This is a genomic window from Pseudofrankia coriaricola, assembly GCF_001854805.1.
Lineage (GTDB): Bacteria > Actinomycetota > Actinomycetes > Frankiales > Frankiaceae > Pseudofrankia.
This window is the reverse complement of sequence record NZ_MBLO01000034.1, coordinates 32,865-57,708: the sequence shown is the minus strand read 5'-3', so window position 1 is coordinate 57,708 and position 24,844 is coordinate 32,865. Positions and strand designations below refer to the sequence as shown.

Here is a 24,844-nt window from a genome sequence, read left to right as displayed (position 1 = left end):
CGATCTCCTCCGGGGTGGGCTCACGGCCCAGGTCCTGCAGGAGCTGCCGCTGGATCCGGATCAGCTTGTTGATCGTCTCGACCATGTGGACCGGGATCCGGATCGTCCGCGCCTGATCCGCGATCGCCCGCGTGATCGCCTGCCGGATCCACCACGTCGCATACGTCGAGAACTTGTAGCCCTTGGTGTAGTCGAACTTCTCGACCGCCCGGATCAGGCCCAGGTTCCCCTCCTGGATCAGGTCCAGGAACAGCATCCCCCGGCCGACGTACCGCTTGGCGATGGAGACCACCAGCCGCAGGTTCGCCTCGACGAGCTTGCGCTTGGCGACGTCGCCGTCGCGGGCGACCGCCTCCAGGTCGACGCGCAGCGCGACGGTCACCCGCCGCGCCTCGCCGAGCTTCTCGGTCGCGAACAGGCCGGCCTCGATCCGCTTGGCGAGGTCGACCTCCTCCGCGGCGGTCAGCAGCGGGACCTTGCCGATCTCCTTGAGGTACATCCGCACCGGGTCGGACGTGGGCGCCTTGGCGGCGAGGTCCGCCTCCTCGCGGCGGCGGCGAGCGAGCGTGTCAGCGGCCTCGCCGGAGTCAGAGCGAGGGTCGAGGATCTCGATTCCCTCGTCGTTCAGGAGCGTCATCACCTGCTCGGCCTGCTCCTGTGGCAGCTCGGCGGCCTGGATCGCCACCGTGACGTCGTCGGTGGTGAGAAAGCCGATCTCCTTGCCCCGGGCGACGAGGTCCTTGACCTCGTCGACCTGGGCTACTCGCGGCAGGACGGTCTGGGTGCGCATGGGCGGAATCTCGTCACTTCCTTCTCGGCGGGATCGACCCAGGTCACGTGGCACCGCTGCCTCGTCCCCGGAGCTCCTTCTTGTACTGTTCGAGCGCTATGAGCTCGCCGAACGCCTGGTTGAACGCTTCGGGGTCGGTCACCGGGTTCAGCCGCTGGACCCGCGACTTCACCTCGTTGATCCGGCGGTCGACGGCGGCTTCCTGCACCCGCGCGAGCTGAGCGGCGACGTAGCCGTCGTCGACCTCGTGATCGACCAGCATCGACTCGACCGCCAGCGCCGTGACCAGCCGCGCGACGGAGTCGTGCGGAGTCGCGGCGACGACCATGCCGACCCAGGTCGCCACGTCACCGGCGGCGGCGAGCCCGGCGGACACGCCGCCGGCGGCGGCGATCGCCCCGAGCACCGCGCGGTGCTCGGGCACGGTGAACACCTCGGCGTCGAGCTCGTCGAACATCGGCCCGGCGAGCCCGGGGCACTGCAGGGCGATCTTGAGCGTCTCCCGTTCGACGATCACCGCGGGGTCGTCCGGGCCGCCGGCCGCGCCGCCGCGGGCGCCCCGCTGGGCCGCGGGCGAGCCGGCCGGGCCTGCGCCCTTTCCGCCGCGCCGGACGGGCGGGCCGTCGAGCATCGGCGCCGACGGATGCTCGGTGACGCGGCGCAGCACGAACTCCTCGTCGTTGAAGCCCGTCCACCGGTCGAGCTGGATGGCGTAGCGCTGCCGCAGCGACCAGTCCTTGATCCGGTTGACGATCGGGGCGGCGGCGTCGAGCGCCGCGACCCGGCCCTCGATGCTGTCGAGGTCGTGGCGGCCGAGCACCTGCCGCAGCGCGAACTCGACCAGTGGCACCCGGCTCGCGACGAGCTCGCGCACCGCCGCGTCGCCGCGGGCCAGCCGCAGGTCGCACGGGTCGAGCCCGGACGGCTCGACGGCGACGTAGGTCTGGGCGACGAAGCGCTCCTCGTGCTCGAAGGCGCGCATCGCCGCCTTCTGGCCGGCCGCGTCGCCGTCGAAGGCGAAGATCACCTCACCGCGCTGGGCGTCGGAGTCCATCAGCAGCCGGCGGACGGTGCCGACGTGGTCCGACCCGAACGCCGTGCCGCAGGTCGCGACGGCCGTGGCGACGCCGGCGAGATGGCAGGCCATCACGTCGGTGTAGCCCTCGACGACGACGACCTGGTAGCGGCGGGCGATCTCCCGGCGGGCGAGGTCGGCGCCGTAGAGCAGGTGCGCCTTCTTGAACAGCGGCGTCTCGGGGCTGTTGAGGTACTTGGGCCCGGCCTTCTCGTCGTCGTCCGCGAGCCTGCGCCCGCCGAAGCCGACGACCTCGCCGGACAGGTCGCGGATCGGCCAGACGAGCCGGTGGCGGAACCGGTCGACCAGCTCGCCGCGGGCACCCCGCTTGGCCAGCCCGCCGAGCTCCAGCTCCTCCGGGGTGAACCGGCGGGCGAGCAGGTGGCGGGTCAGCTCCTTCCACCCCTGCGGGGCGTAGCCGACACCGAAGTGGGCCGCGACGTCGGCGTCGAAGCCGCGGGCGGCGAGGAAGTCCCAGCCCGCGCGGGCCGACGCGGCGGTGGACAGCTGCTCGGCGTAGAACTGGGCGGCGACGCGGTGGGCTTCCAGGAGGCGATGGCGCTGGCTGACGACCGAGCGGCTGGTGGTGCCGCCGCCCTCGTAGGTGATGGTGACGCCGGCCTTGCGGGCGAGCCGCTCGACGGCCTCCGGGAAGGTCAGCCCGTCGATCGCGCGGACGAAGCCGATGACGTCGCCGCCCTGCTGGCAGCCGAAGCAGTAGTAGACCCCGGTCGACGGCTTGACGTTGAACGAGGGCGTCTTCTCCTCGTGGAACGGGCACAGCCCGCGCAGGTTGCCGCTGCCGGCCGGGCGCAGCTGGACGTGCTCGCCGATGACGTCCTCGATCCGGGCCCGCTCGCGGACGAGGGCGATGGCCTCATCGGGGATGCGTCCGGTCAACGGTCCCTCCCCTGTGCGTCCGGCCCGTGCCAGGTCAGTCGACGAGCGGGCTCGGTCGACGGCGAGGACCCGCCGCGTGCCGACGCCGAGGAGGCGAGACGGGCGCCCGCCAGGCATGAGAACCTGACGCGCTCGCCCAGCACATCAACCACCACCCGGGCACAGCACAACGGCGCACATGGTCGCCGCCCACACAAGTGCCGCCCACACAACCCCTACGCGCCGATGGTACTTGTCGCGAACGCGACGGTACCGATCATGCCAGAACGGTGGCTGTCGTGAGGGGCGCTCCGTCACCTTCACGACAGCCACCCGCCGGGCGCTGAACGTCTCCTCGGACGGGAGAGGCATCCAGGCCTCACAGCACGCGGGGGAGCGGACGGCCGAGCAGCTGGGCGTGCAGCCGGCCGGCGCTCGCGTCGGTGAAGCGGGCCACCTGGTCGATTACGATACGCAACCGCGACGGGTCGTCGGGGGCCGCCCCCCAGCCCGGGCGCAGGAGTGGCTCCAGGGTGCCGGGCGCACCCGCGGCGACGAGCTCGACGAGCTCGGCGATCACCTCGCGCTGGCGCGCGCGCCGCGCGTCCCCGGAGCGCAGGCCGATGACGAAGTACCAGGCCACTCCCTTCAGCGCCAGGCACTCGGCGCGGATGTCCGCGGGGACGACCAGATCCGCCTGGTAGCGGCGCAGCGGCCCGCCGCCGAAACGCTCCCTGGTCGCGGTGTGGGCGGCGGCGGCGAAGCGGGCCACCAGCTCGCTTGTCATCGTGCGCAGCGCGGCGAGGCCGGCGGCGGACGTGGGACTGGGCGCGCCCCACCAGGGCTGAGCGGCCAGCCGCGCCAGCGCCTCGGCGATCGCCGCCGTGTCGGCGCCGTAGAGGCCGGCCGTGTAGTCGGCGAGCTCGGCCCGCCCGGCCGGCGCGAGGATCGCCGAGAGGTCCACCAGGCCGCCGACGACGCCGTCCTCGAGGTCGTGCACGGAGTAGGCGACATCGTCGGCCCAGTCCATGATCTGCGCTTCCAGGCTGCGCCGGCTCTCGGGGGCGCCAGCGCGGGTCCAGTGGAACGCCGCCAGGTCGTCGTCGTAGACGCCGTACTTGCGCGCGGCCAGGTCCGGCTGGTCGCAGCCGGAGCCCACCACGCCGGTGGCGCTCTCAGGCCGCGGCCAGGGGTACTTCAGCGTCGCGTCGAGGGTGGCCCTGGTCAGGTTCAGCCCGCCAGGTGCTCCGGTCTCGTCGACGGTCTTCGCCTCGAGCCTCGTCAGCTCGCGGAAACTCTGTGCGTTGCCCTCGAACCCGCCGCAGGCCGCCGCGGCGACGTTGAGCGCCCGCTCGCCGTTGTGACCGAAGGGAGGGTGACCAAGGTCATGCGCAAGGCAGGCGGCGTCGACCAGATCGGGGTCCGCCCCGATTGTCGCAGCTAGTTCCCGGCCAATCTGCGCCGTTTCCAGAGAGTGCGTGAGCCGGGTGCGGGGGAAGTCATCGTCCAGAGGCCCCATGACCTGCGTTTTTGCGGCAAGTCGCCGCAAAGCACTCGAATGCAGTACACGGGCACGATCCCGGGCGAAGGCACCCCGATCGTCCGGTGTAGCCTTCGGGCGCTCGTCCAGTCGACGTTGTACGTCCGCGTCGTCATACCAGGTCACCATGGATCCAACCTCGCCGGCTGAGCATTTCGAGAGGAACCCGCTACCTGGGGTCGACGCAGCGACCATACTTTGTGCCGCACCCCCTAGCACTCGGCCCGGAGGCCCGCCGTGAACAACATCGTCAAGTATTTGATCATTGCCTTCGTGCTGTTCTTCGTGGTGACCCAGCCGGACAGTGCGGCGAGCATCATCTCCAAGGGCATCGACGGGCTTCAATCCATCGGCAACGGTGTGTCCGACTTCGTCACCCAGACCGCCCTGTGACCAGCGCCAGGCGCCGGTACTCCCCCGCCTGTCGAGCCAGTCGGGCCGGGTATGGACGGCGGGGGTGGGGTGTGGGCGCAGGCTGGCGGTCTGGCCAGACTGATCGATGACGTCAGCTGAGGCGCGCGGCGGCTGGCGCCGCGCGTCAGGCACCACCGGCCTGCCCCGCTCGGCAGGGACCGTGGGTGCGAGCGAAGGCTCGCGGCCCGGCCGGGCCGGCCGGGGACGTCACCAGGGCGACGCCGTGGCTTCGCCACCGGGATCGCGCCGCAATCCCGCTCCTACATCCTGATCTGTCTGGGACACTGCCGCTGTGGTGAGACTCCGCCTTCCTGACCCCGCAAACCGCGACCTGAAGTACCTGGCCTCCCAGGAGCGGCTCGTTTCGATGGTCCGGCTGCACTGGGCCATCCTGCTGCGCGTCTGCGCCGAGACCGCCGGCGCCATCGCGCTCGCGCTCGCGGTCAACATCTTCCTGGCGGTCCGCGGCGGCGGCACGTTCATCACCACGCTGCTGTGGTACTTCGCGCTGTTCATGATCCTGCGCGCCCTCTGGCGGATCACGGACTGGCACATGGACCACCTGATGATCACGGACAAGCGGCTGCTGAAGGTGTCCGGGGTCTTCGTGCGCAAGGCCCAGACGATGCCGCTCAGCAAGATCACCGATATGACCTACACCCGGGACCCGCTGGGCCGCGTGCTCGGCTACGGGGAGTTCAAGGTCGAGTCCGCCGGCCAGGACCAGGCACTGAACAGGCTGCCCTACATCCCCAAGCCGGACCAGCTCTACATCACCCTGCTCGACATGACCTTCGGCGGCGGCCCAAAGCCCGCCGAGGACGACTAAGGCGCTCCCGTGCCGGACGCTCCGCGCCCGGCACCGGGCGGCGCCCTCGGGCGCTGAGCCTAACCTCCCAGCAGACCTCCCAGATCGCTTCGCGATCCGGCAGGGACCCCGGCTTCGCGATCCGGCAGGAACCCTGCTCGCCATGTGGTTCCGGGCCCCGGCATATGACGGTGGCTGGACTGGCGCCGGCCTGACGACGTGGTTGGGTTGGCACTGCGCTGATGCGCGGTCGCCTTCTGTGTCTGGGTTACGGACATTGCTCGCCAAGACGATTTCGGCCCCCGCCGCGAGAGCTCGTGACGGGGGCCGCCGAATCACAGGGGGCGTTTGCTAGGCCAGCAGGGCTCGGGCGGCCTCCGCGATGTGCTTGGCGGAGATGCCGGCGAAGTCGAGCAGCTCCTCCGAGGTGCCGGAGCCGGGCAGCTCGCGCACGGCCAGGTGGCTCAGCCGCAGCGGGGCGCTCCCGTCGCCGAGTGCCTCGAGCACCGCGCCGCCGATCCCGCCCTGCGGCCAGTGGTCCTCGGCGACGACGATCCGTCCGGCGGTCGCGTTCGCCGCCTCCACCAGCGTCGCCTTGTCGACCGGCTTGATCGAGTACAGGTCGATCACCCGGGCGGCGATGCCGTCCGCGGCGAGCGCGTCCGCGGCGGCGAGTGCCTGGTACAGGGTGACGCCCGCGCCGATGAGCGTGACCACGTCGGCGTCCGAGCTGCGCAGCACCTTGGAGCCGCCGGGCGCGAACGGCTCGTCCGGCCCATAGAGCACCGGGTAGGCGCCTCGGGTGGTGCGCATATAGCTGACGCCGTCGAGGTCCGCCATCRCGGCGACGAGCTTGGCCGTGCTGGTCGCGTCGCTCGGGTAGAGCACGGTCGACCCGCCGATCGCCCGCATCATCGCCAGGTCCTCCAGCGCCATCTGCGACGGCCCGTCGGCGCCGATCTCCACACCGGCGTGCGAGCCGGAGAGCCGGATGTCGGCATGCGAGACCGCGGCCATCCGGATGAAGTCGTACGCGCGCGAGAAGAACGCCGCGAAGGTGGACGCGAACGGCACGTAGCCGCGCACCTGGAGGCCCACCGCGGCGGCGACCATCTGCTGCTCGGCGATGAACATCTCGAAGAACCGCTCGGGGTGGGCCTTCTTGAAGTCCTCGGCGTGCGTCGAGTTGCTCACCTCGGCGTCCAGGGCGACGACGTCGCCGCGCGCGCCGACGGCCGCCAGCGCCTCGCCATAGGCCTTTCGGGTGGCCACCTTGGTGCCGATCTCCCATGTCGGCAGCGTGACCCGCACGTCGGCCCGCGCCGCCGGCCGCGGCAGCGACTGCCCGGGCACCGGGCCGCGCACGCGCAGGTTGCGCTCGCCACCGAGCTCGGCGATGGCGCGCTCGGCCATGTCGGCCGGCAGCGGCTTGCCGTGCCAGCCCTCGTGGTCGGCGATCTCGCTGAACCCGTCGCCCTTGATGGTGCGGGCGATGATCGCCACCGGGCCGTTGTATCCGTCGGCCTCGGTGAGCGCCGCGTCGATCGCGTCGATGTCGTGACCGTCGATCTCGATCGTCTTGATACCGAAGGCGCTCACCCGCTGGGCGTAGGTCGCCAGGTCCCAGCCGAGCTCGGTCGGGCCGCGCTGGCCGAGCCGGTTGACGTCGATGATCGCGACCAGGTTCGACAGCTCGTAGACGGAGGCCTTGTCGAAGGCCTCCCACATCGAGCCCTCGGCCATCTCGCTGTCACCGCAGAGGACCCAGACCCGGTAGGGGCTCTTGTCGAGGTACTTGCCGGCGATCGCGACGCCGACCGCGTCGGGCAGGCCCTGGCCGAGCGAGCCCGTCGCCACGTCCACCCAGGGCAGCACCGGCGTCGGGTGGCCCTGCAGCCGCTGGCCGAACCGGCGGTAGCCGGTCATCAGCTCCTCGTCGGTGACGACGCCGACGGCCTTGTAGACGGAGTAGAGCAGCGGGGACGCGTGCCCCTTCGAGAAGATCAGATGATCGTTCGCCGGGTCGCCCGGGTTGTCCCAGTCGTAGCGCAGGTGACGGGCGACCAGCACGGCCAGCAGGTCTGCGGCCGACATCGACGACGTAGGGTGCCCGGAACCCGCCGACGTGCTGGACCGGATCGAGTCGACCCTCAGCTGTTGAGCGAGTTCGCGAACCGTTTCCAGGTCGGCCACGCCCACCGCTTCGGACACGGGACTTGCCACGCCTGCCTCCTCCATAGCGACGCCGGCGGCAGGTCCACATCGACCCGCCCGTCGTCGCACTACCCGGCGTCTAAGCGTTCCGAACCGTACCAGCGCGGCCGGTGGCCTCTATGCCCGCCAGGCCACGGGGATGTGCGTCACATCCCGAGTTCCGGCAGCCTTCAGCGGCGCGACGAGAACAGTCGCGCACCGCCCGCCGCCCAGATACGCCGCGTCGGGCGCGGGCATCAGTTCCGGCCACCAGCCACTGGCCGGCCAGAGTCGCGTCGCCAGCGGACACCGCGCCCTGACCAGCGAACCACATCGCCAGACGGCCACGACAGACCTCACGCGAAGTTTGTTGGAGCAAACAGCAAACTGGCCACGACCGAAGCTCCCCGGCTGGGGTGAACACCACGAAAAGCGCGGGCCACGGGGACACTCAGGTCCGCTACCTCGTGCGGATTGCGGACGCGCGGGCTCAGGAGCCGTTAGTGATCCTGGGGACAACGGCCGCCGGGTGTGCGAAGGAAGATCATTTTCGCGCACCCTTTGGCCCTCTAGACGGCGGGGTGGCTGGCGCCGGACGGGGTTGCGCGGTGAAACAGCTGGTAGAAGCGGTATCCGATCGCCTCCCGCACGATGTAGCGGGCCTGGGTGTCCCACCCCCGGTTCGCCGGACCAGTCCGGGTCGGCGAGGTGGTCGCCTTCAGGCCCAGGTCGCGGGCCATGGCCACCGAGCGCAGGCAGTGCCACCGATCGGTGACGACCACCGCGCTGCGCAGTGACCGCGTGTTCATCTCCCCCGCGACGGCGACCAGCGACTGGAGGGTGTCCCGTCCCTCCGGCACCGCCAGTACCGCCGAGGCTGGTACGCCCTGCTTGACGAGGTAGGACGCGCCGACGCCAGCCTCGGAGAACGGGTCACCTGGGATCCGCCCTCCCACGGTGATCACCAGTGGGGCGACGCCCGCGCGGTAGAGCTCGGCGGCATGGTCGAGCCGGGCCGCGAAGACCGCCGACGGCCGGCCGTTGTACTGCGACGCACCGAGCACGACCAGGGCGTCCGAACGGGGCCGGTGGTCCTGGCTGCCGACCCACCACACCTGCCCGATCGTGACCAGGGCGAAAACGATCACCCCGGCCAGGAGAGCGAGCACACCACGCGCCAGCCACAGCCACCAGGGCGCGCGCAGCCCGCGCAGCAGACCCGGCCGGCGGCGCGGGGTGGACGCCGGTGCTGGCGTGGCCGGCACCGGGGCCGTGGGCGGCTCGGCGCTCGCGGCCGGCATCCTGCCCATCGCGCGGCGGCCAAGGGTTCGGATCACTGGACTCCTCCGCCGCAGACCCTATCGGCCGGACTTACACCGCTTTGCGTGGGACACCCGCTCAGCCCGCGACTGTGCCTCGCGTCCGGATGGTCCATGCTGCTCTGCATTCCCCGTCCGCCGCGGATCACGCCCAGGGACAGGCGTGATCGCGCCCGGAAGTGGGCCCCGGCGGGACGGCTCCCGCCAGCCGGGTGATCCACTGAACCGAAGATGAACATCACATGACAAGGCCATCGGCAGTCGCCCCCGTGACATGCGCGGCGGCCCGATGTTTGCCACGATGCGCCGCGAAACGGTCCTACGGGGCGATCCGCCGCGAGGACCCGACACGCAGACAACAGAGGAGGCCGGCAGGTGGCCACTGGTCGCGGCAGCGGCCGCGTCGTAGGTCCGATCCTCGCCGTGCTGCTGGTGTTCGGAGTGGTGGGGCTCGCGGTCATCCCCCGGCTCACCGGCGGCAACGACGGCGGCGGGCAGGGCGGCAAGCTCACCGACATCCGCATCCTGGCCGGCTCGGAGACACAGGCCTACCTCACCGACCCGGACGTCACCAAGCGCCTCGAGGAGCTTGGGTACCGGCTGCGGGTCGACACTGCGGGCTCACGCGAGATCGTCTCGCGCACGTTGGACGACTACGACATCGCGCTCCCGTCGAACTCCCCGCAGGCCGACCAGATCAAGCACGACAAGGCGATCACCCGCCCGCAGTACGTGCTGTTCTTCACGCCGATCGCGATCGCGACCTTCACGAAGATCGTGAAGCCCCTCACCGCCGAGGGGGTCATCAAGGCCGACGGAAACGTCTCCTACTTCGACATGCGCGGCTACCTCGACCTGGTCGCCGCGGACAAACGCTGGTCGCAGCTCAAGGACAACCCTGACTACCAGAACTCTGGGTCGGTGCTCATCAAGTCGACGGACGTCCGCACCTCGAACTCGGCGGCCGTCTACCTGGCGATTGCCTCCTACGTCGAGAACGGCAACCAGGTCGTGAGCGACTCGGAGACGGCGGAGAAGCTGGGTCCCAAGCTTGCCAAGTTGTTCACCCATCAGGGCTTCACGGACCCGTCCACGGAGGGGCCGTTCAACGACTACCTGTCGATCGGGATCACCAAGACGCCGATGGTCATGATCTACGAGTCGCAGTTCCGAGCGCGCCAGATCGCGGGCGACGGCTCGATCAAGGACGGCCGAGTGCTGGTGTACCCGAGCCCGACGATCTACGCGAAGCACACCGCGGTCCCCCTGAACGACAAGGGCGACGCCGTCGCGAAGCTGCTGGCCACCGACCCGGAGCTGCAGCGGCTCGCCGTTCACAACGGCTTCCGCACCTCCAACGCCACCCAGCCAGCCGGCAACTCGGGCGACGGCGGCGTCGCGCCGCCGCCGCAACTGGCCAATGTCGTCGAGCCGCCCATCCAGAAGATCTCCGAATTGATGATCAAGAAGATCGACGAGGCCTACGGATGAGCCGCGGAATCACCTCGGAGTCCCGGCGCGGCCGGCAGCGGCGGTCGGGCGGCGCGCTTGGCGCGCTCGGAGCGCTCGTCACGGCGGTCACGCTGCTCGTCGGCTGTACCGACGGCGGCTCGGGCGGCCCGGACACCAGCACCTCGTCGCCCCCGCCGCCCAGCAAGCCGGGAACGTTGCGCATCCTCGCTGGTTCCGAGCTGAAGGACCTCGAACCGCTGCTGCCCGACCTGAAGACGGCGACGGGCATCAGCGTCACGCTGAGCTACACCGGCACCCTCGACGGCGCGGACAAGATCCTCCACGGCACCGCGGACGCGGACGCCGCGTGGTTCTCCTCCGACCGCTACCTGCGCCTCCTGCCCGGCGGCGCGGCCAAGGAACTGGTCCGCACCCCGGTGATGCTCTCCCCGGTAGTCCTCGGCGTGCGGACGCCGCTCGCGCAGGAGTTCGGCTGGACGGGCGACGCGCAGGTCACCTGGGGTGACATCGCCGCGAAGGTCTCCTCCGGCCAGCTCACCTACGCCATGACCAACCCGGCGGCCTCCAACTCCGGTTTCTCCGCGCTCGTCGGGGTGGCGGCGGCGTTCGCCGGCACCGGCGACGCGCTGCAGGCCTCCGACATCAAGGCGGCCCCGCTCAAGAGCTTCTTCTCCGGCCAGGTGCTCACCGCCGGCAGCTCCGGCTGGCTGACCGACGCCTTCGTCAAGGCCCCCGCCGCCAGCGTCGGCGCGATGATCAACTACGAGTCGGTGCTGCTCACCCTGCAACGCTCCGGCGCCGCCGGCCCGATCACGATCATCCGCCCCCACGACGGCGTCATCACGGCCGACTACCCGATGGCGCTGCTCGCCGACAACCGGCGCGACGAGTACACCCGCGTCGTCACCTGGCTGCGCTCCCCCGAGGCCCAGCGCCGCATCCAGAACGACACCAGCCGCCGGCCCGCCGTCCCCGGCGTCCCGCTGGACGCCCGCTTCGGCACCGGCACGCCGATCGAGCTGCCGTTCCCGGCCACCCAGCAGGTCGCCGACCAGCTGCTCGCCGCCTACTTCGACGAGTACCGGCGCCCCACGCACGCCATCTACGTACTGGACGTGTCGGGCTCCATGGAGGGCACCCGGCTGGCCGCGCTCCAGCAGGCGCTCGTCGGGCTGACCGGGGCGGACGACAGCCTCGCCGGCCGGTTCGCCCGGTTCCGCGGCCGGGAGCACGTCACCATGATCACGTTCAGCAGCAAGGTGACCGGCACCCGCGACTTCACCATCACCGACCCCAGACCCGGCTCGCCGGACCTGCGCGCCATCACCGACTTCGCCGGGGCGCTACGGGCCAATGGCAACACCGCCGTCTACAGCGCCCTCGACGCCGCGTACGACAAGGCGGCGCAGGCGATGAAGGACGACCCGAACGCGCTGACGTCGATCGTGCTGATGACCGACGGCGAGACCAACAGCGGTCTCGACGCCGACGAGTTCACCTCCCGTTACGACGCACGGCCGTCCACAGCCCGCGCCGTGCGCACGTTCGCGGTCGTCTTCGGCGAGGCGGACCGCGAGGCGCTCACCGCCATCGCCACCAGCACCGGCGGCGCGGTCTTCGACGCCACCGCGCCGGGCGTGTCCCTCTCCGACGTATTCCGGGAGATCCGTGGCTACCAGTAGGGACCGCGACCGGGACCGCCGGGCCGCCGGCCGGGGCCCCATGGGCTGGCTCGGATCCGGCCGCAACATCCTCGGGTGCGTCGGCGCGCTGGGCGGCGTCGTGCTCGGGGTCGTCGGGGTCGTCCCCGCGCCCTGGTGGCCGTTCGGCGTCGCGGCGCTCTACGGGGCGGGCGCGCTGGCGTTCCCCCGCCGGGCCGCGAGCGGCCCCGGTGCCCTGGGCGGCCTCGGCGAGGACGACGACGGGGTGGATGTCGAACGGCTGCGGGCGGCGGCCCGGGCACACCGCAGCTCGCTCATCGGCCGGGCCCCGACGGAGGTGATCCGCGCGACCGAGCGGGTCACCGGCGCGCTCGACGAGCTGTTCGACCGGCCGGAGCTGCTGCGCGGGGGCTCGCAGGAGGCCGACCTCGTCGAGCGGCTCGTGGACGACTACCTGCCGACCGCGCTGAACACCTACCTGGGCCTGCCGCGGACCTTCGCCGGCACACACCACCTGCCCGACGGACGCACGCCGCGGCAGGTGCTGCTCGACCAGCTCGCGCTGCTGGAGCGGGCCGTCCGCGAGGTCACCGAGGACGCGAGCAACGGCGAGGCAAGCCGCCTGCTCGCCCACGAACGCTTCCTGGCCGACCGGTTCGGCCCGAACGCCCTCGAGATCCCCGACCGGCCCGCGCCAGCACCAGCACCCGGCGCCGACGCCGCTGAGACAAGGCCCTTTCCGCCCGGCTCGGCGGGATGACGGACCTGGAGACGCCGCGGGCCTGGCGATGCCGGTCCGGGCAATGAAGAACGGCGCCGTCCGGAAGCTCGGGGGGTACTTCCGGTCGACGCCGCTGCATTTGACGGTAGCAAACTTGTCCCCCGAATGTCCCAGTCGTGTCCCCCAAATGTCTGCGGGATCGCACACACGGGAGACAACGCCTGGCCGCCCGGCGCCCGGCCGGGCGCCGCGCGGCCGGGCACCTAGATCGGGCCGAGCTGGGCGTTCAGGTAGGTGACGACCTTGTCGAGGGAGACGCGCTGCTGGGCCATCGAGTCACGCTCGCGGACCGTCACCGCCTCATCGGTCAGCGTGTCGAAGTCGACGGTGACGCAGTACGGCGTGCCGATCTCGTCCTGGCGGCGGTAGCGGCGTCCGATGGCCTGCGAGTCGTCGTACTCGACGTTCCAGTGCCGGCGCAGCTGGGCGGCGAGGTCCCGGGCGATCGGCGACAGGTCGGCGTGGCGGGACAGCGGCAGCACCGCGACCTTCACCGGGGCCAGCCGCGGGTCGAGGCGCAGCACGATGCGCCGGTCGACGCCGCCCTTCGTGTTCGGCGCCTCGTCCTCGTCGTAGGCGTCCAGCAGGAAGGCGAGCGTGGCCCGGTCGACGCCGGCCGCCGGCTCGATGACGTACGGGGTGTAGCGGACGCCGGTGGCCTGGTCGAAGTAGGACAGCTCCGCGCCGGAGGCCTTCGCGTGCGAGGTCAGGTCGAAGTCGGTGCGGTTCGCGATGCCCTCCAGCTCACCCCACTCCAGGCCGGCGAAGTTGAACCGGTACTCGATGTCGACGGTGCGCTTCGCGTAGTGGGCGAGTTTCTCCCGCGCGTGCTCGAAGTGGCGGATGTTGTCCGGCTTCATGCCGTGCTCGGTGTACCACTTGGTCCGCTCGGTGATCCAGTACTCGTGCCAGGTCTCGTCCTCGCCCGGCGGCACGAAGAACTCCATCTCCATCTGCTCGAACTCGCGGGTCCGGAAGATGAAGTTGCCCGGGGTGATCTCGTTGCGGAACGACTTGCCGATCTGCCCGATGCCGAACGGCGGTTTGCGCCGCGCCGTCGACTGGACGTTGGCGTAGTTGATGAAGATGCCCTGCGCGGTCTCGGGGCGCAGGTAGGCGAGGCCGGAGGCGTCCTCGACCGGGCCGAGGAAGGTCTTGAGCAGGCCGTTGAACATCTTCGGCTCGGTGAACTTGCCACGGGTGCCGCAGTTCGAGCAGACGACCTCGGACAGGCCGGCCGGCTTGCGGCCGTGCTTGGCCTCGAACGCCTCCTCGAGGTGGTCGGCGCGGTAGCGCTTGTGGCAGTTCGTGCACTCGGTCAGCGGGTCGGTGAAGACCTCGACGTGACCGGAGGTCTCCCACACCTCGCGCGCGAGGATGACGCACGAGTCGAGGCCGACGACGTCCTCGCGGCCCTGCACGACCGCCTTCCACCAGGCGCGCTTGACGTTGTTCTTCAGCTCGACACCGAGGGGCCCGTAGTCCCAGGACGCACGCAGACCGCCGTAGATCTCGCTCGACGGGAACACGAGTCCCCGCCGCTTGCAGAGACTGACGATGGTGTCCATCAGGTCGGATGTGCCTGCCACGGGACCCTGCTCCTTAACCACACTGACGTCTCGTCGTCGAGGCGATGTACAGGGGTCCAGCCTACGGACTCGGACGCTCACCCGGTGACGGCCCGCGCCGGCACCGCGCCGGCACCAGCCCGGAGCCGCCCCGCGCCCCCGTCTCAGACGGCGTCGAGGTCGAGGTACTCGGCGAGCCAGGTGCGCAGGCGCTCGCCGTCGACCAGCTCCAGGCGGTTCTTCGCCGCGAACTCCCAGGACGAGGGACCGAAGCCCGACGTCGTCACGAGGATCCCCTTGATCGCGTCGCGGTCGTGGACGGTGCCGGCGAGCTCGCGCACGTAGTGTGCCGCCACGGTGCGCTTCAGCCGCTTCACCGAGATCACGATGAGCCCGCTCGCCAACGGGTCGTCGGAGCGCACCTCCACGTCGACGCCGCCGTCGCCGGAACGCCCGGTGCGCTGGGTGGTGTAGCCCATCGCCGTGAACAGGTTCGCGACCAGCTGCTCGAAGTCGTACGGGTCCATCGCCAGCAGGTCCAGCGGCGCCCGCCGCGCGGCCCTGGCGACAGGCCGGACGTGCAGCAGCCGGCTGGCACCCGCCCAGCCTCGCCGGACGTCCGAGCCGTCGTCGCCGGTCTCGCCGGCGTCGTCGCCGCCCCGGGCGCGCGTGCCGTCCCAGCCGCTGGCCCGGCGGCCGGCGGGGCCGGCGGGGCCGGCGGGGCCGGCGTCGTTGTCGGCGGGCTGGCGGGGCCAGTCGCCGAGCTCGATCCGCACGCGCTGGCCGTCGACCTGCCACAGGCAGCCGTCCGCCGAGCGGCGCTGGTTGTAGAAGACGAGGTCGCTGTCGTCGCGGACGCGCCGGTCGCCGGTGAGCTCCAGCGCGAACAGGTCGACGGCGTGCGCCGGCAGGCTCGATGCGAGTGACACCCGCACCACCGGGCTCGGCACCGCGGCGTTCGCGCCCTTCGCCAGCTCCACGACACCCCCGCGATCCCGCCCTATCCCCGCCACCCGCACGCAACAGGTCAGATCGGGCTGACCAGCACGCGAAGCCTACAGACCGGCGCCGGCCATGGGAGTCGTCCGCGCGACCCCAGGGCGAGGCTGCCGACCAGCGCGAGGGGCGGGAGGGGTGGAAAGCCGCCCGGACGGCCAGTGGCCGGGGTGATCAGTGGCCGGGGTGGAGAAGCGTCGCGGTGATCAGTGGCCGGGCGCGGCGGTGGCGGCGTCGGGCGCGAGGGCCGAGCCGTAGCGCCGGGAAGCGGCGGCCGGGCTGTCCTGGCCGACCAGCACCTCGAACGCGCCCGGCGCGTCGACGGCGTGGACCAGCAGCGGTGTCAGCTCGATCTTGACGTCGAACCGGCCCAGCGCCCGCCGCCAGGCACCCGGGCCGTCCCACTCGGTGACCAGCACCCACTCGTCCGGGTCGTCGACCGCCCGGGCGAGCCGGCCGGCGCGGTAGCCGTCGGCCTGCCCCAGCGCCGTCAGCGCCCGGTCGGCTCCCGCCGCGAACTCACCGGCCATGGCCGTCTCGCCGGATCCGGCCGGCAGCCGGAACCGCACGATCGCGAGCACGGGCGCCGCCACCGGACGGCCGGGCCGGGCCACCGCGCCCCGGCCGACCTCGGGCCCGGACTGGACCTGGGACGGGGACTCGAATCCGGGCTCGGGCATGTCAGGCACTCGCGGCGACGCCGCCGTAGCGGCGGTCGCGGCGGGCGTAGTCCTCGCAGGCGGCCCACAGGTCGCGGCGGTCGAAGTCGGGCCAGAGGGTGTCGACGAACGCGAACTCGGCGTAGGCCGCTTGCCAGAGCAGGAAGTTCGACAGGCGCTGCTCGCCGGAGGTGCGGATGAGCAGGTCAACGTCGGGCATGTCCGGCTCGTCGAGGTAGCGGGCGACGGTACGTTCGTCGATCTTGTCCGGCCGCAGCAGGCCGTCCTTCACGTCCCGGGCGATGGCCGCGGCGGCGTCGGCGATCTCGGCCCGGCCGCCGTAGTTGATGCACATCGCCAGCGTGAGGCGGTCGTTGGCGCGGGTCCGCTCCTCGGCCTTCTCCAGCCGGCGGATGACGCTGTTCCACAGCCGGGGGCGCCGGCCAGCCCAGCGGACCCGCACCCCGAGCGCGGCCATGTCGTCGATGCGCCGGCCGAACACGCCGTCGACGAAGCGCATCAGGAAGGCCACCTCATCCGGCGAGCGCTTCCAGTTCTCCGTCGAGAACGCGTACACCGACATCCACCGGACGCCGAGCTCGATCGCGCCCTCCACGCAGTCGAACAGCGCGTCCTCGCCCGCCTCGTGGCCCTTCGTCCGCGGCAGCCCGCGCAGCGTCGCCCACCGGCCGTTGCCGTCCATGACGATGGCCACGTGGCGGGGTACCAGCTCCTCCGGCAGGGCCGGCGGACGCGCTCCGGACGGGTGCGGATGCGGGTCCCGAAGGGGCCTGACCCCGTCATCCTGCAGGCTCACCGGAAGTCCACCTCCCCGCTGATCCGGCCCGATTCCGACGCGCATTGCCTCCCCCATCTTCATGCCTGGTCCTTGACCGTTCCCACCGGGGTGCCAGGCCGTCGCCCGCCGCCTAGTCTCGGCCCGCGCCGCCGTCGGCGCAGGCCAGGCGCGGGCCAACGGTCCGGTACCGCCGTCACGCTCGTTCGAGATGCGGCAGCGCGCGCAGTCCCCGTTCAAGATGCCACTGCAGGTAGGCGGCGACGAGCCCGGCCGACTCCCGTCTAGTCCTGGCATCGGTGGCCTCGGCGCCAGCCCAGTCACCGTGCAGCAGGTCCGCGAGCAGCCCGACCGCGGCGAGCGACGCCGACGCGGCCCCACGCGGCCGGCACCGTGGGCAGACTATGCCGCCGGCCGCGACCGACACGGACGGATGCGGGCCCGGCTCCCCGCAGTGCACGCAGTCGTCCAGGGCCATCCCGTACCCGCTGACCGCGAGCGCCCGCAGCAGGAACGCGTCCAGCACCAGGCCCGGCGGGTGCTCGCCCGACGCCAGCGTGCGCAGCCCGCCGACGAGCAGCAGAAACAGCCGCAGCGCCGGTTCGCGCTCCTCACTGGTCAGCCGCTCGGACGTCTCCAGCATGACCGCGGCGGCGGTGTGCCGGCCGTAGTCGCCCGCGAGGACGGCGCCATACGGCCCGAGCAGGTCGGCCTGGGTGACGGTGTCCAGTGACGAGCGGCCCTGATGCAGCTGCAGGTCGACGTACATCGCCGGTTCCAGCCGGGCGCCGAACCGCGACGACGTGCGGCGCACCCCCTTCGCCACCGCGCGCACCCGACCGTTACGCCGAGTGAACACGGTGATGATCCGGTCGGCCTCGCCGAGGGGGATCGTGCGCAGCACGACACCCTCGTCGCGGTACACCGGCATGCATCCATGGTCGCATAGCCACGCGGCTGGCCCACGGTTCGGCCTGCCCCGTCCCGCTTCGCACGGTGCGGGCTGCCACGCTCCGTGCGCGACCGGGCGGAGCCCGCAAGGCCAGGTCAGAGCACTCACGACCGGCGGCCACGGCACCGGCCCGCGCCCCGCCGGCCCGGTAGCTCCCTCAGAAACCGAGGCGGCGCAGCTGCTTGGGGTCGCGCTGCCAGTCCTTGGCGACCTTGACATGCAGGTCCAGGAAGACCGGGGTACCCAGCAGCGCCTCGATCTGGCCGCGAGCTTTGGTGCCGACCTCCTTGAGACGTGAGCCGCCGGCGCCGATCACGATCGCCTTCTGGCTGGACCGCTCGACGAACACGTTGACGTGGACGTCGAGCAGCGGCCGGTCAGCGGGCCGGTCCGGGCGGGGCAGCATCTCCTCGACGACGACGGCGAGCGAGTGCGGCAGCTCGTCGCGCACTCCCTCCAGCGCCGCCTCGCGCACCAGCTCGGCGACCATCACCTGCTCTGGTTCGTCGGTGAGCTCGCCGTCCGGGTACAGCGCCGGCCCCTCCGGCAGCCGGGCGACCAGCAGGTCGGCGAGCACGTCGAGCTGATAGGTCGCCGCACCGCCCCCGGAGGACGGCCCCCGGGCCCCGGGGGCGGCGCTCACCGGAACGATCTCGGCGAAGTCGCCGAGGGCGGCGAGCTCGAGCAGCCGGGCGCCGAGCCGGTCCGGTTCGGTGACCTTGTCGGCCTTGGTGAGGATGGCGATGACGGGCGTGCGTTTGGGCAGCCGCGACAGCTCCTCGGCGATGAACCGGTCGCCGCGGCCGACCGGCTCGTCGGCCGGCGCGCAGAAGCCGACCACGTCGACCTCGGACAGGGTGGCGCGGACGACGTCGTTGAGCCGCTGGCCGAGCAGGGTGCGCGGGCGGTGCAGGCCGGGGGTGTCGACGAGTATCAGCTGGGCGTCAGGCCGGTGCACGATGCCGCGGATCGCGTGGCGGGTGGTCTGCGGCCGACCGCTGGTGATCGCGACCTTGGTGCCGACCAGGGCGTTCGTCAGCGTCGACTTACCGGCGTTCGGCCGCCCGACGAAGCAGGCGAAGCCGGACCGGAACACCGGGCCGGCCTCCTCCCCGGCCGGCTGGGCGCCGCCTGCCGGTTGCTCGGTCACGGCCTGGGAGCCGCCGGGGCGCCGGCCGGTGGCCGGGCGGGATCTCTCGGTCGGGAACTGGCGCGGCACGTCAGACCGTCGTCCTGGTACGCGCGACGCCGTCCGGCCCGGCAAGGAAAACCGGAGTACCTTCGCCGAACTCGGCGAGCACGGCCAGGTCGTCGGCGGCGAGCTGGCCCACCTCCGACACCACCGCGGCGGCCTCGAACCGGCGGGCCCCGCTCGCGGCGGCGGCGACGACGGCCGCGCGCAGCGCGGCGGTCGCGAGGTCCGGGCGGGCATGCCCGACGGTGGCCGCGGCATACGTCCGCCCGTCGGTGTCCCGCACGGCCGCGCCCTCGGCCCGCTCGCCGCGCGGGGTGTAGGCCCGCAGCCGGGCCGAACGCGCGAGCACCACCAGCTTGGCGTCCTCGGCGGCCAGTTCGCCGGTCACCGGCTCACCGGCCAGCATGATCTGGTTGGCCTCGCTGCCCATCGCGCTCGTCACCCTTCTCCCGGCCGGCCTCCCGGCCGCCTGCCGTCCCGGCCTCCCGGCCACCGGCCGAGCCGGCTGACCTTGCCGCGGAGCGGCTGATGGCATCCGCCTCGTTGCCGTCGTCCGCGCCGTCGGTGTCGGCGGCCACCCGGTGTACTACGACGGTACCGATCTGGTTGCGCCGGCCGGCGGCCCGTTCCGCGACCAGCGACAGCCCGCCGACCGTGGCCATCGCCCCCGGGATCGGCACCCGGCCGAGCGCGCTGGCCAGCAGCCCGCCGACGGTCTCCACGTCGTCGGATCCCGGAAGGTCGTCCTCGGCGACGCCGAACAGCTCCGCGAGGTCCTCCACCTCGAGCCGGGCGGTCACCCGGGCGGTGTCGGCGTCGAGCCACTCCACCCGCGGGACCGCGCTGTCGTACTCGTCGACGATCTCACCGACGATCTCCTCGAGGATGTCCTCGATGGTGACCAGGCCCGCCGTACCGCCGTACTCGTCGATCACGACCGCCATGTGGGTCCGCGACGCCTGCATCTCGCGCAGCAGGTCATCGGCCGGCTTGCTCTCCGGCACGAGAGCCGGCGAGCGCATCACCGACCCGACGGGCTCGTCACCGCCGCCCCCGCGCTCGCGGCCGACGAGGTCCTTGAGGAAGGCGATGCCGACGACGTCGTCGACGCTCTCCCCGACCACCGGGATGCGAGAGAAGCCGCCGCGCAGCGCCAGCGAGATGGTCTGCTCGACGGTCTTGGTCGACTCGATGAAGACCATGTCCGGGCGGGGCACCATGACCTCGCGCACCAGCGTGTCACCGAGCTCGAAGACGGAGGCGATCATATCGCGCTCCTCCGGCTCGATGACCTCGTTCTCCTCGGCGAGGTCGACGAGGTCGCGCAGCTCGGCCTCGGAGGCGAACGGGCCGTCGCGGTAGCCCTTGCCCGGGGTGACCGCATTGCCGAACGCGATCAGCAGCCGCGGCAGCGGGCCGAAGACCCGGGCGAGCCCGAACGTGAGCCCTGCGCTGGTGAGCGCGACCGTGGGGGCGTGCTGACGGCCGAGCGTACGGAACATCACCCCGACGAGGACGTAGGAGACCAGCGTCGCGATCGCCGCGCCGAGGAACACCGCGGCGAACCCGGTGCCGTAGGCGTGCGCGGCGACGATCGTGACGCAGGCCGCGGCGACCATCTCGCCGATGATCCGTAGCAGCAGGAGCAGCGCGAGGTACCGGCCCGGGTCCGCGACCACCGTCGCCAGCCGGCGCGCGCCCGGCCGGGACTGGCGGACGAACTCCTCGACTGTGACCCGGGAGACCCGGGTCAGCGCGGCGTCGACACCCCCCAGGGCGGCCGCGGCCAACGCGGCGACGACCGCCAGCAGGATGAGCGGCACATCCGCCGAGCTCATCGAGACGCCCTTCTCATAGAGACGTCCCTCGTCGGGACGTCCTGTTCATCAGAATGCCCGGAACCCGGATCCGTGATGTGGGTTTCCGGATGGAGCGGAGACCGTGGGAACGGCGCGGGCCGCCCGGCGCGCGCGCTCGGCCGGTCGGGTCGCCTCAGCCCGCGGAGCCGGCGGTCTGGCCGGCCTGGCCGGCGGTGCTGGCGGCGTCCCAGCGGGCCAGCAGGTCCTCCTGCAGGCGGAACATCTCGCGCTCCTCCGCCGGTTCCGCGTGGTCGTAGCCGAGCAGGTGCAGGATGCCGTGGGCGCACAGCAGGTGCAGCTCGCGCTGGGCCGAGTGGCCGGCGCTCCCCGCCTGGCGGCGGGCCACCTCGGGGCAGAGCACGACGTCACCGAGCAGCGTCGTCGGGTCGGAGTCGGCCGAGTCGGCGTAGCTCGACTCGAACGCCTCGTCCTGCGGGAAGGCGAGCACGTCCGTCGGGCCGTCCTCGCCCATGTAGCGCACGTGCAGCTCGGTCATGGCCGTCGTCTCGACGAGCATGACGGACAGCTCGGCCAGCGGGTTGACCTTCATCGCGTCCAGCACGAACCGGGCCAGCGAGGCGAGCGTGACCTCGTCGACGTCGGTCTCGCCCGCCTCGTTGGCGATGAACACGGACATGTCGGTGTCTCTCCTAAACAGCGTTCGCGCCGGCGCCCGCGGCGCCGCCGGTACCACCGGCGGCCGCCGTCACCGGCGGTCCCCGCGGGCGGCCCTGGCCGTGGGGCGAGGGCGCGGGGAACCGGGTGGCGCCACCGGAGCCTCGCCCCCGCCGGCCGCGTCCCAGCGCGAGTACGCGTCGACGATCTCGCTGACGAGCCGGTGGCGGACCACGTCGGTGCTGGTCAGGTTCGCGAAGTGCACGTCCTCGATGCCGTCGAGGATCTCCCGGACCACGCGCAGCCCGCTGCGGGTGCCCGACGGCAGGTCGACCTGGGTGATGTCGCCCGTGACGACGATCTTGGCGCCGAAGCCGAGCCGCGTCAGGAACATCTTCATCTGCTCGGGCGAGGTGTTCTGCGCCTCGTCGAGGAGGATGAACGCGTCGTTGAGCGTCCGGCCGCGCATGTAGGCCAGTGGCGCGACCTCGATCGTGCCGCTCTGGATCAGCCGGGGGATCGAGTCGGGGTCGACCATGTCGTGCAGCGCGTCGTAGAGCGGGCGCAGGTAGGGGTCGATCTTCTCGTAGAGGGTGCCCGGCAGGAAGCCGAGCCGCTCCCCCGCCTCGACGGCCGGCCGGGTCAGGATGATCCGGTTGACCTTCTTGGCCTGCAGGTACTGCACCGCCTTGGCCATCGCCAGGTACGTCTTGCCGGTGCCCGCCGGGCCGATGCCGAACACGACCGTGTGCGCGTCGATCGCGTCCACGTAGCGCTTCTGGTTCAGCGTCTTCGGGCGGATCGTCCGGCCGCGGCTGGACAGGATGTTGAGGGTGAGCACCTCGGCCGGGCGCTCGTCGCCGCTGCGCAGCATCGCCAGGGAGTGGTCGATGTGCTGGGCGGTGAGCACCGTGCCGGCGTCCAGCAGCGCGGACAGCTCGGTGAACAGGCGGACGGCGAGGTCGTTCTCCGCCCGCTCCCCGGTGATGGTGATCTCGTTGCCGCGGACGTGGATGTCGGAATGGAGGGCCTGCTCGATGACCCGCAGGAGCTCGTCCTGGTGGCCCAGCAGGCTGACCATGTTGTGCGGGCCGGGCACCACGAAGCGGGTGACCGTCTGGGCGCTCTGCGACGTGGCGCCGGTGGTGGTGGCGGATTCGGGCATGAGGACGGCCACGGCGGGCCGGGACACCTCTCGTCGGTCATGCGTCTCGTCGGGCGCGGGGCTGGCTGCGTAGGACTGGCTGCGTAGTACTCACATGGCGCGTGTCTCGGTCTCGAGGCGCGCACGGACAACACGTTACGAACTTCCAGGTCGAGTCTAGCCGTCCCAGCGACCGGTGGCCGCGAGCAGCACGGCGGCGGCGGCGACGCCGGCCGTCGACGTGCGCAGCACGGTCGGGCCGAGCCGCACGGCCGTCGCGCCGGCCTTCTCGAAGACGGCGAGCTCCTCGTCGGCGATCCCGCCCTCGGGCCCGACGACCAGCGCGATCTCGCCGCGGGGCGGCCACGGCTCGTGCCGGCCGGGCAGGGCGGCCAGCGGAACCGTCGCCGTCTCGTGTAGCACCAGGGCGAGGCCGGCGGTGGCGAGCCGGTCGCGCACGGTGGTGGTGCGGGCGGGCTCGGCGACGACCGGCCAGCGTGCCCGGCGGGACTGCTTGGCCGCCTCGGCGGCGGTGGCCACCCAGCGTGCCCTCGCGCGCGCGCCGCGCTCGCCCTCCCAGCGCACGACGCTACGGGCCGCCGGCCAGGGCACGATCTCGTCCACGCCCGCCTCGGTGAGCATCTCGACGGCGAGCTCGCCGCGCTCTCCCTTGGCCAGGGCCTGGACCACGACGATCCGGGGCGTCGGCTCGGGAACGTGCGCCCGGCCCAGCACCCGGCAGTCGAGCTCGTCCCGGCGGACGGCGGCGACCTCGCAATGCGCCAGGCCGCCCGCGCCGTCGGTGACGTCGAGCCGCTCCCCCACCCGCAGCCGCCGAACCGTCGCCGCGTGCCGCCCCTCCGGTCCATCGAGCGTGAGCACGTCGACGGCGGGCAGCGACGCCAGGTGGAAGACCGGGGTGGTCGTCAAGTCTTGCGGCGGCCGCCGCGGCGGCGGTTGAACAGGCCCGTGGGCGCCGTGGCGGCGCTGACGACCGTCGGCTGCTCCTCGGCGCGCAGCCGGGACAGCTCGCGCATCAGCCGCTCCTGCTCGGCGTCGAGCTTGATCGGCGTCTCGACCAGGACGTGGACGTGCAGGTGGCCGCGGCCGACGCCGCGCAGGTGCGGCACGCCCCGCCCGGACAGCCGGACCACCTCGCCAGGCTGGGTGCCCGCCTTGAAGGTGATCGTCTCGGTGCCGTCCAGCGTCTCGATCGTCGCAGACGTGCCGAGCGCCGCGGCGGTCATCGGCAGCCGCAGCTCGCAGTGCAGGTCGTCGCCCTCCCGGGTGAAGACCGGGTGCACCCGCTCGGAGACCTCGACGTAGAGGTCACCCGCCGGGCCGCCGCCGGGGCCGACCTCCCCCTCGCCGGACAGGCGGATGCGCATGCCGTCCCCGATGCCGGCCGGGATCTTGACGGTGAGGGTGCGGCGCTTGCGCACCCGCCCGTCGCCGGCGCATTCGCGGCAGGGGTGCTCGATGACGGTGCCCGTCCCCGAGCAGCGCGTGCACGGCCGCGAGGTCACCATCTGCCCGAGGAACGAGCGGGTGACCTGCTGGATCTCGCCCCGTCCACCGCAGGTCTGGCAGGTGATCGGCGCGGTGCCGGGGGCGGCGCCGGAGCCGATGCAGACCTCGCAGACGACCGCGGTGTCGACCATGATGTCGCGGTTGGTCCCGAACGCGGTCTCGGCGAGGTCCAGGTCGATCCGCAGCAGCGCGTCGTTGCCGCGGCGGACTCGGGAGCGCGGCCCGCGGCTCGCGCCGCCCCCGAAGAAGGCGTCCATGATGTCGCCGAGGCCGCCGAACCCTGGGCCGAACGGCGAGCCGGCTCCGGCGCCGCCGCCCGGGGCGAGCGGGTCGCCGCCGAGGTCGACGATCTGGCGCTTCTCCGGGTCGGAGAGCACCTCGTACGCGGCGGTCACGGTCTTGAACCGCTGCTGCGCTTCCGGGTCCGGGTTGATGTCGGGATGGAGCTCCCGGGCGAGCTTGCGGTACGCCCGCTTGATCTCGTCCCCGGTCGCCTCACGGGAGACGCCCAGCACCGCGTAGTAGTCCACTGCCATTTAGAAGCCCACCGCTAGAAGTCACGACCCTTTCGCGATCCCGGTGACAACCGGACCTCCC

At 72.2% G+C, this 24,844-nt stretch carries 22 protein-coding genes; 5 read left to right on the top strand and 17 right to left on the bottom strand.

What is annotated here, in order from left to right:
- From BCD48_RS06040 to BCD48_RS06030, 3 genes are all read right to left on the bottom strand, one after another.
- A partial coding sequence (locus BCD48_RS06040; protein ID WP_071047301.1) for a sigma-70 family RNA polymerase sigma factor occupies positions 1-790 on the bottom strand: 790 nt, incomplete at its 3' end.
- A gap of 43 nt (positions 791-833) precedes the next feature.
- Positions 834-2,765, bottom strand: a complete 1,932-nt coding sequence (gene dnaG, locus BCD48_RS06035; protein ID WP_071047315.1) for a DNA primase — start codon at positions 2,763-2,765, stop codon at positions 834-836.
- A 358-nt stretch (positions 2,766-3,123) separates the two neighbouring features.
- Positions 3,124-4,413: a deoxyguanosinetriphosphate triphosphohydrolase gene (locus tag BCD48_RS06030; protein ID WP_071047300.1), complete on the bottom strand. Its 1,290-nt coding sequence runs from the start codon at positions 4,411-4,413 to the stop codon at positions 3,124-3,126.
- Between the two features lie 108 nt (positions 4,414-4,521).
- Here BCD48_RS06030 and BCD48_RS52050 point away from each other — a divergent pair, with 108 nt between their 5' ends.
- Both BCD48_RS52050 and BCD48_RS06025 read left to right on the top strand, forming a co-directional pair.
- Positions 4,522-4,677, top strand: coding sequence for a hypothetical protein (locus tag BCD48_RS52050; RefSeq protein ID WP_007520190.1), 156 nt, complete (start codon positions 4,522-4,524; stop codon positions 4,675-4,677).
- A gap of 313 nt (positions 4,678-4,990) precedes the next feature.
- Entirely contained in the window at positions 4,991-5,527 is a 537-nt protein-coding gene (locus BCD48_RS06025) for a PH domain-containing protein (RefSeq protein ID WP_071047299.1), read from the top strand.
- 330 nt (positions 5,528-5,857) lie between these two features.
- Here the strand turns inward: BCD48_RS06025 and BCD48_RS06020 are convergent, their stop codons facing one another.
- Both BCD48_RS06020 and BCD48_RS06015 read right to left on the bottom strand, forming a co-directional pair.
- Entirely contained in the window at positions 5,858-7,729 is a 1,872-nt protein-coding gene (locus tag BCD48_RS06020; protein WP_071047298.1) for a transketolase, read from the bottom strand.
- Between the two features lie 539 nt (positions 7,730-8,268).
- Positions 8,269-9,036: a YdcF family protein gene (locus BCD48_RS06015; protein ID WP_241841545.1), complete on the bottom strand. Its 768-nt coding sequence runs from the start codon at positions 9,034-9,036 to the stop codon at positions 8,269-8,271.
- Between the two features lie 357 nt (positions 9,037-9,393).
- On the opposite strand from BCD48_RS06015, the gene BCD48_RS06010 reads away from it, so the two are divergent.
- The 3 genes from BCD48_RS06010 to BCD48_RS06000 are packed head-to-tail and all read left to right on the top strand — an operon-like array spanning position 9,394 to position 12,912.
- Positions 9,394-10,509, top strand: coding sequence for a hypothetical protein (locus tag BCD48_RS06010; RefSeq protein WP_071047297.1), 1,116 nt, complete (start codon positions 9,394-9,396; stop codon positions 10,507-10,509).
- Positions 10,506-12,173 carry a VWA domain-containing protein gene (locus BCD48_RS06005; protein WP_241841544.1) on the top strand — a complete coding sequence of 556 codons (1,668 nt, stop codon included), beginning with the start codon at positions 10,506-10,508 and terminating at the stop codon, positions 12,171-12,173. The genes BCD48_RS06010 and BCD48_RS06005 overlap by 4 nt, the downstream gene beginning before the upstream one ends.
- Positions 12,160-12,912, top strand: a complete 753-nt coding sequence (locus BCD48_RS06000; RefSeq protein ID WP_198543107.1) for a hypothetical protein — start codon at positions 12,160-12,162, stop codon at positions 12,910-12,912. The genes BCD48_RS06005 and BCD48_RS06000 overlap by 14 nt, the downstream gene beginning before the upstream one ends.
- Positions 12,913-13,136: 224 nt before the next feature.
- Here BCD48_RS06000 and BCD48_RS05995 read toward each other — a convergent pair whose 3' ends face one another.
- The 12 genes from BCD48_RS05995 to dnaJ form a co-directional block, all read right to left on the bottom strand.
- On the bottom strand, positions 13,137-14,522 hold the full coding sequence (locus BCD48_RS05995; protein ID WP_071047295.1) for a glycine--tRNA ligase: 1,386 nt from the start codon (positions 14,520-14,522) through the stop codon (positions 13,137-13,139).
- 143 nt (positions 14,523-14,665) lie between these two features.
- Positions 14,666-15,481 carry a restriction endonuclease gene (locus tag BCD48_RS05990; RefSeq protein ID WP_071047294.1) on the bottom strand — a complete coding sequence of 272 codons (816 nt, stop codon included), beginning with the start codon at positions 15,479-15,481 and terminating at the stop codon, positions 14,666-14,668.
- 222 nt (positions 15,482-15,703) lie between these two features.
- Positions 15,704-16,177: an antibiotic biosynthesis monooxygenase family protein gene (locus BCD48_RS05985; RefSeq protein ID WP_083418234.1), complete on the bottom strand. Its 474-nt coding sequence runs from the start codon at positions 16,175-16,177 to the stop codon at positions 15,704-15,706.
- A gap of 1 nt (position 16,178) precedes the next feature.
- Positions 16,179-16,973 carry an isoprenyl transferase gene (locus tag BCD48_RS05980; protein WP_071047293.1) on the bottom strand — a complete coding sequence of 265 codons (795 nt, stop codon included), beginning with the start codon at positions 16,971-16,973 and terminating at the stop codon, positions 16,179-16,181.
- 175 nt (positions 16,974-17,148) lie between these two features.
- Positions 17,149-17,883, bottom strand: coding sequence for a DNA repair protein RecO (gene recO / locus BCD48_RS05975; protein WP_071047292.1), 735 nt, complete (start codon positions 17,881-17,883; stop codon positions 17,149-17,151).
- Positions 17,884-18,061: 178 nt separating this feature from the next.
- Positions 18,062-19,054 carry a GTPase Era gene (gene era, locus BCD48_RS05970; RefSeq protein WP_241841543.1) on the bottom strand — a complete coding sequence of 331 codons (993 nt, stop codon included), beginning with the start codon at positions 19,052-19,054 and terminating at the stop codon, positions 18,062-18,064.
- Positions 19,055-19,124: 70 nt separating this feature from the next.
- A complete protein-coding gene (locus BCD48_RS05965; protein WP_083418233.1) occupies positions 19,125-19,529 on the bottom strand; it encodes a cytidine deaminase-like protein in 405 nt (134 codons plus the stop codon).
- Positions 19,492-20,937: a hemolysin family protein gene (locus BCD48_RS05960; protein WP_071047291.1), complete on the bottom strand. Its 1,446-nt coding sequence runs from the start codon at positions 20,935-20,937 to the stop codon at positions 19,492-19,494. Before BCD48_RS05960 ends, BCD48_RS05965 begins: the two co-directional genes overlap by 38 nt.
- 154 nt (positions 20,938-21,091) lie before the next feature.
- A complete protein-coding gene (gene ybeY, locus BCD48_RS05955; protein WP_071047290.1) occupies positions 21,092-21,595 on the bottom strand; it encodes an rRNA maturation RNase YbeY in 504 nt (167 codons plus the stop codon).
- A gap of 69 nt (positions 21,596-21,664) precedes the next feature.
- Positions 21,665-22,738 (bottom strand): PhoH family protein, encoded by a 1,074-nt coding sequence (locus BCD48_RS05950; protein ID WP_071047309.1) that lies wholly within the window; start codon positions 22,736-22,738, stop codon positions 21,665-21,667.
- 156 nt (positions 22,739-22,894) lie between these two features.
- A complete protein-coding gene (locus BCD48_RS05945; protein ID WP_071047289.1) occupies positions 22,895-23,647 on the bottom strand; it encodes a 16S rRNA (uracil(1498)-N(3))-methyltransferase in 753 nt (250 codons plus the stop codon).
- On the bottom strand, positions 23,644-24,783 hold the full coding sequence (dnaJ, locus tag BCD48_RS05940; RefSeq protein WP_071047288.1) for a molecular chaperone DnaJ: 1,140 nt from the start codon (positions 24,781-24,783) through the stop codon (positions 23,644-23,646). The genes BCD48_RS05945 and dnaJ overlap by 4 nt, the downstream gene beginning before the upstream one ends.
- Positions 24,784-24,844 lie beyond the last annotated feature (61 nt).

Bases quoted from the DNA above. Each gene is read 5' to 3' on its own strand.
- recO (WP_071047292.1), bottom strand. From the start codon at position 17,883: ATGCCGGTGTACCGCGACGAGGGTGTCGTGCTGCGCACGATCCCCCTC.
- ybeY (WP_071047290.1), bottom strand. From the start codon at position 21,595: ATGTCCGTGTTCATCGCCAACGAGGCGGGCGAGACCGACGTCGACGAG.
- BCD48_RS05965 (WP_083418233.1), bottom strand. From the start codon at position 19,529: ATGGGCAGCGAGGCCAACCAGATCATGCTGGCCGGTGAGCCGGTGACC.
- BCD48_RS06005 (WP_241841544.1), top strand. From the start codon at position 10,506: ATGAGCCGCGGAATCACCTCGGAGTCCCGGCGCGGCCGGCAGCGGCGG.
- BCD48_RS06030 (WP_071047300.1), bottom strand. From the start codon at position 4,413: ATGGTGACCTGGTATGACGACGCGGACGTACAACGTCGACTGGACGAG.
- BCD48_RS05985 (WP_083418234.1), bottom strand. From the start codon at position 16,177: ATGCCCGAGCCCGGATTCGAGTCCCCGTCCCAGGTCCAGTCCGGGCCC.
- BCD48_RS05950 (WP_071047309.1), bottom strand. From the start codon at position 22,738: ATGCCCGAATCCGCCACCACCACCGGCGCCACGTCGCAGAGCGCCCAG.
- BCD48_RS05960 (WP_071047291.1), bottom strand. From the start codon at position 20,937: ATGAGCTCGGCGGATGTGCCGCTCATCCTGCTGGCGGTCGTCGCCGCG.
- dnaJ (WP_071047288.1), bottom strand. From the start codon at position 24,783: ATGGCAGTGGACTACTACGCGGTGCTGGGCGTCTCCCGTGAGGCGACC.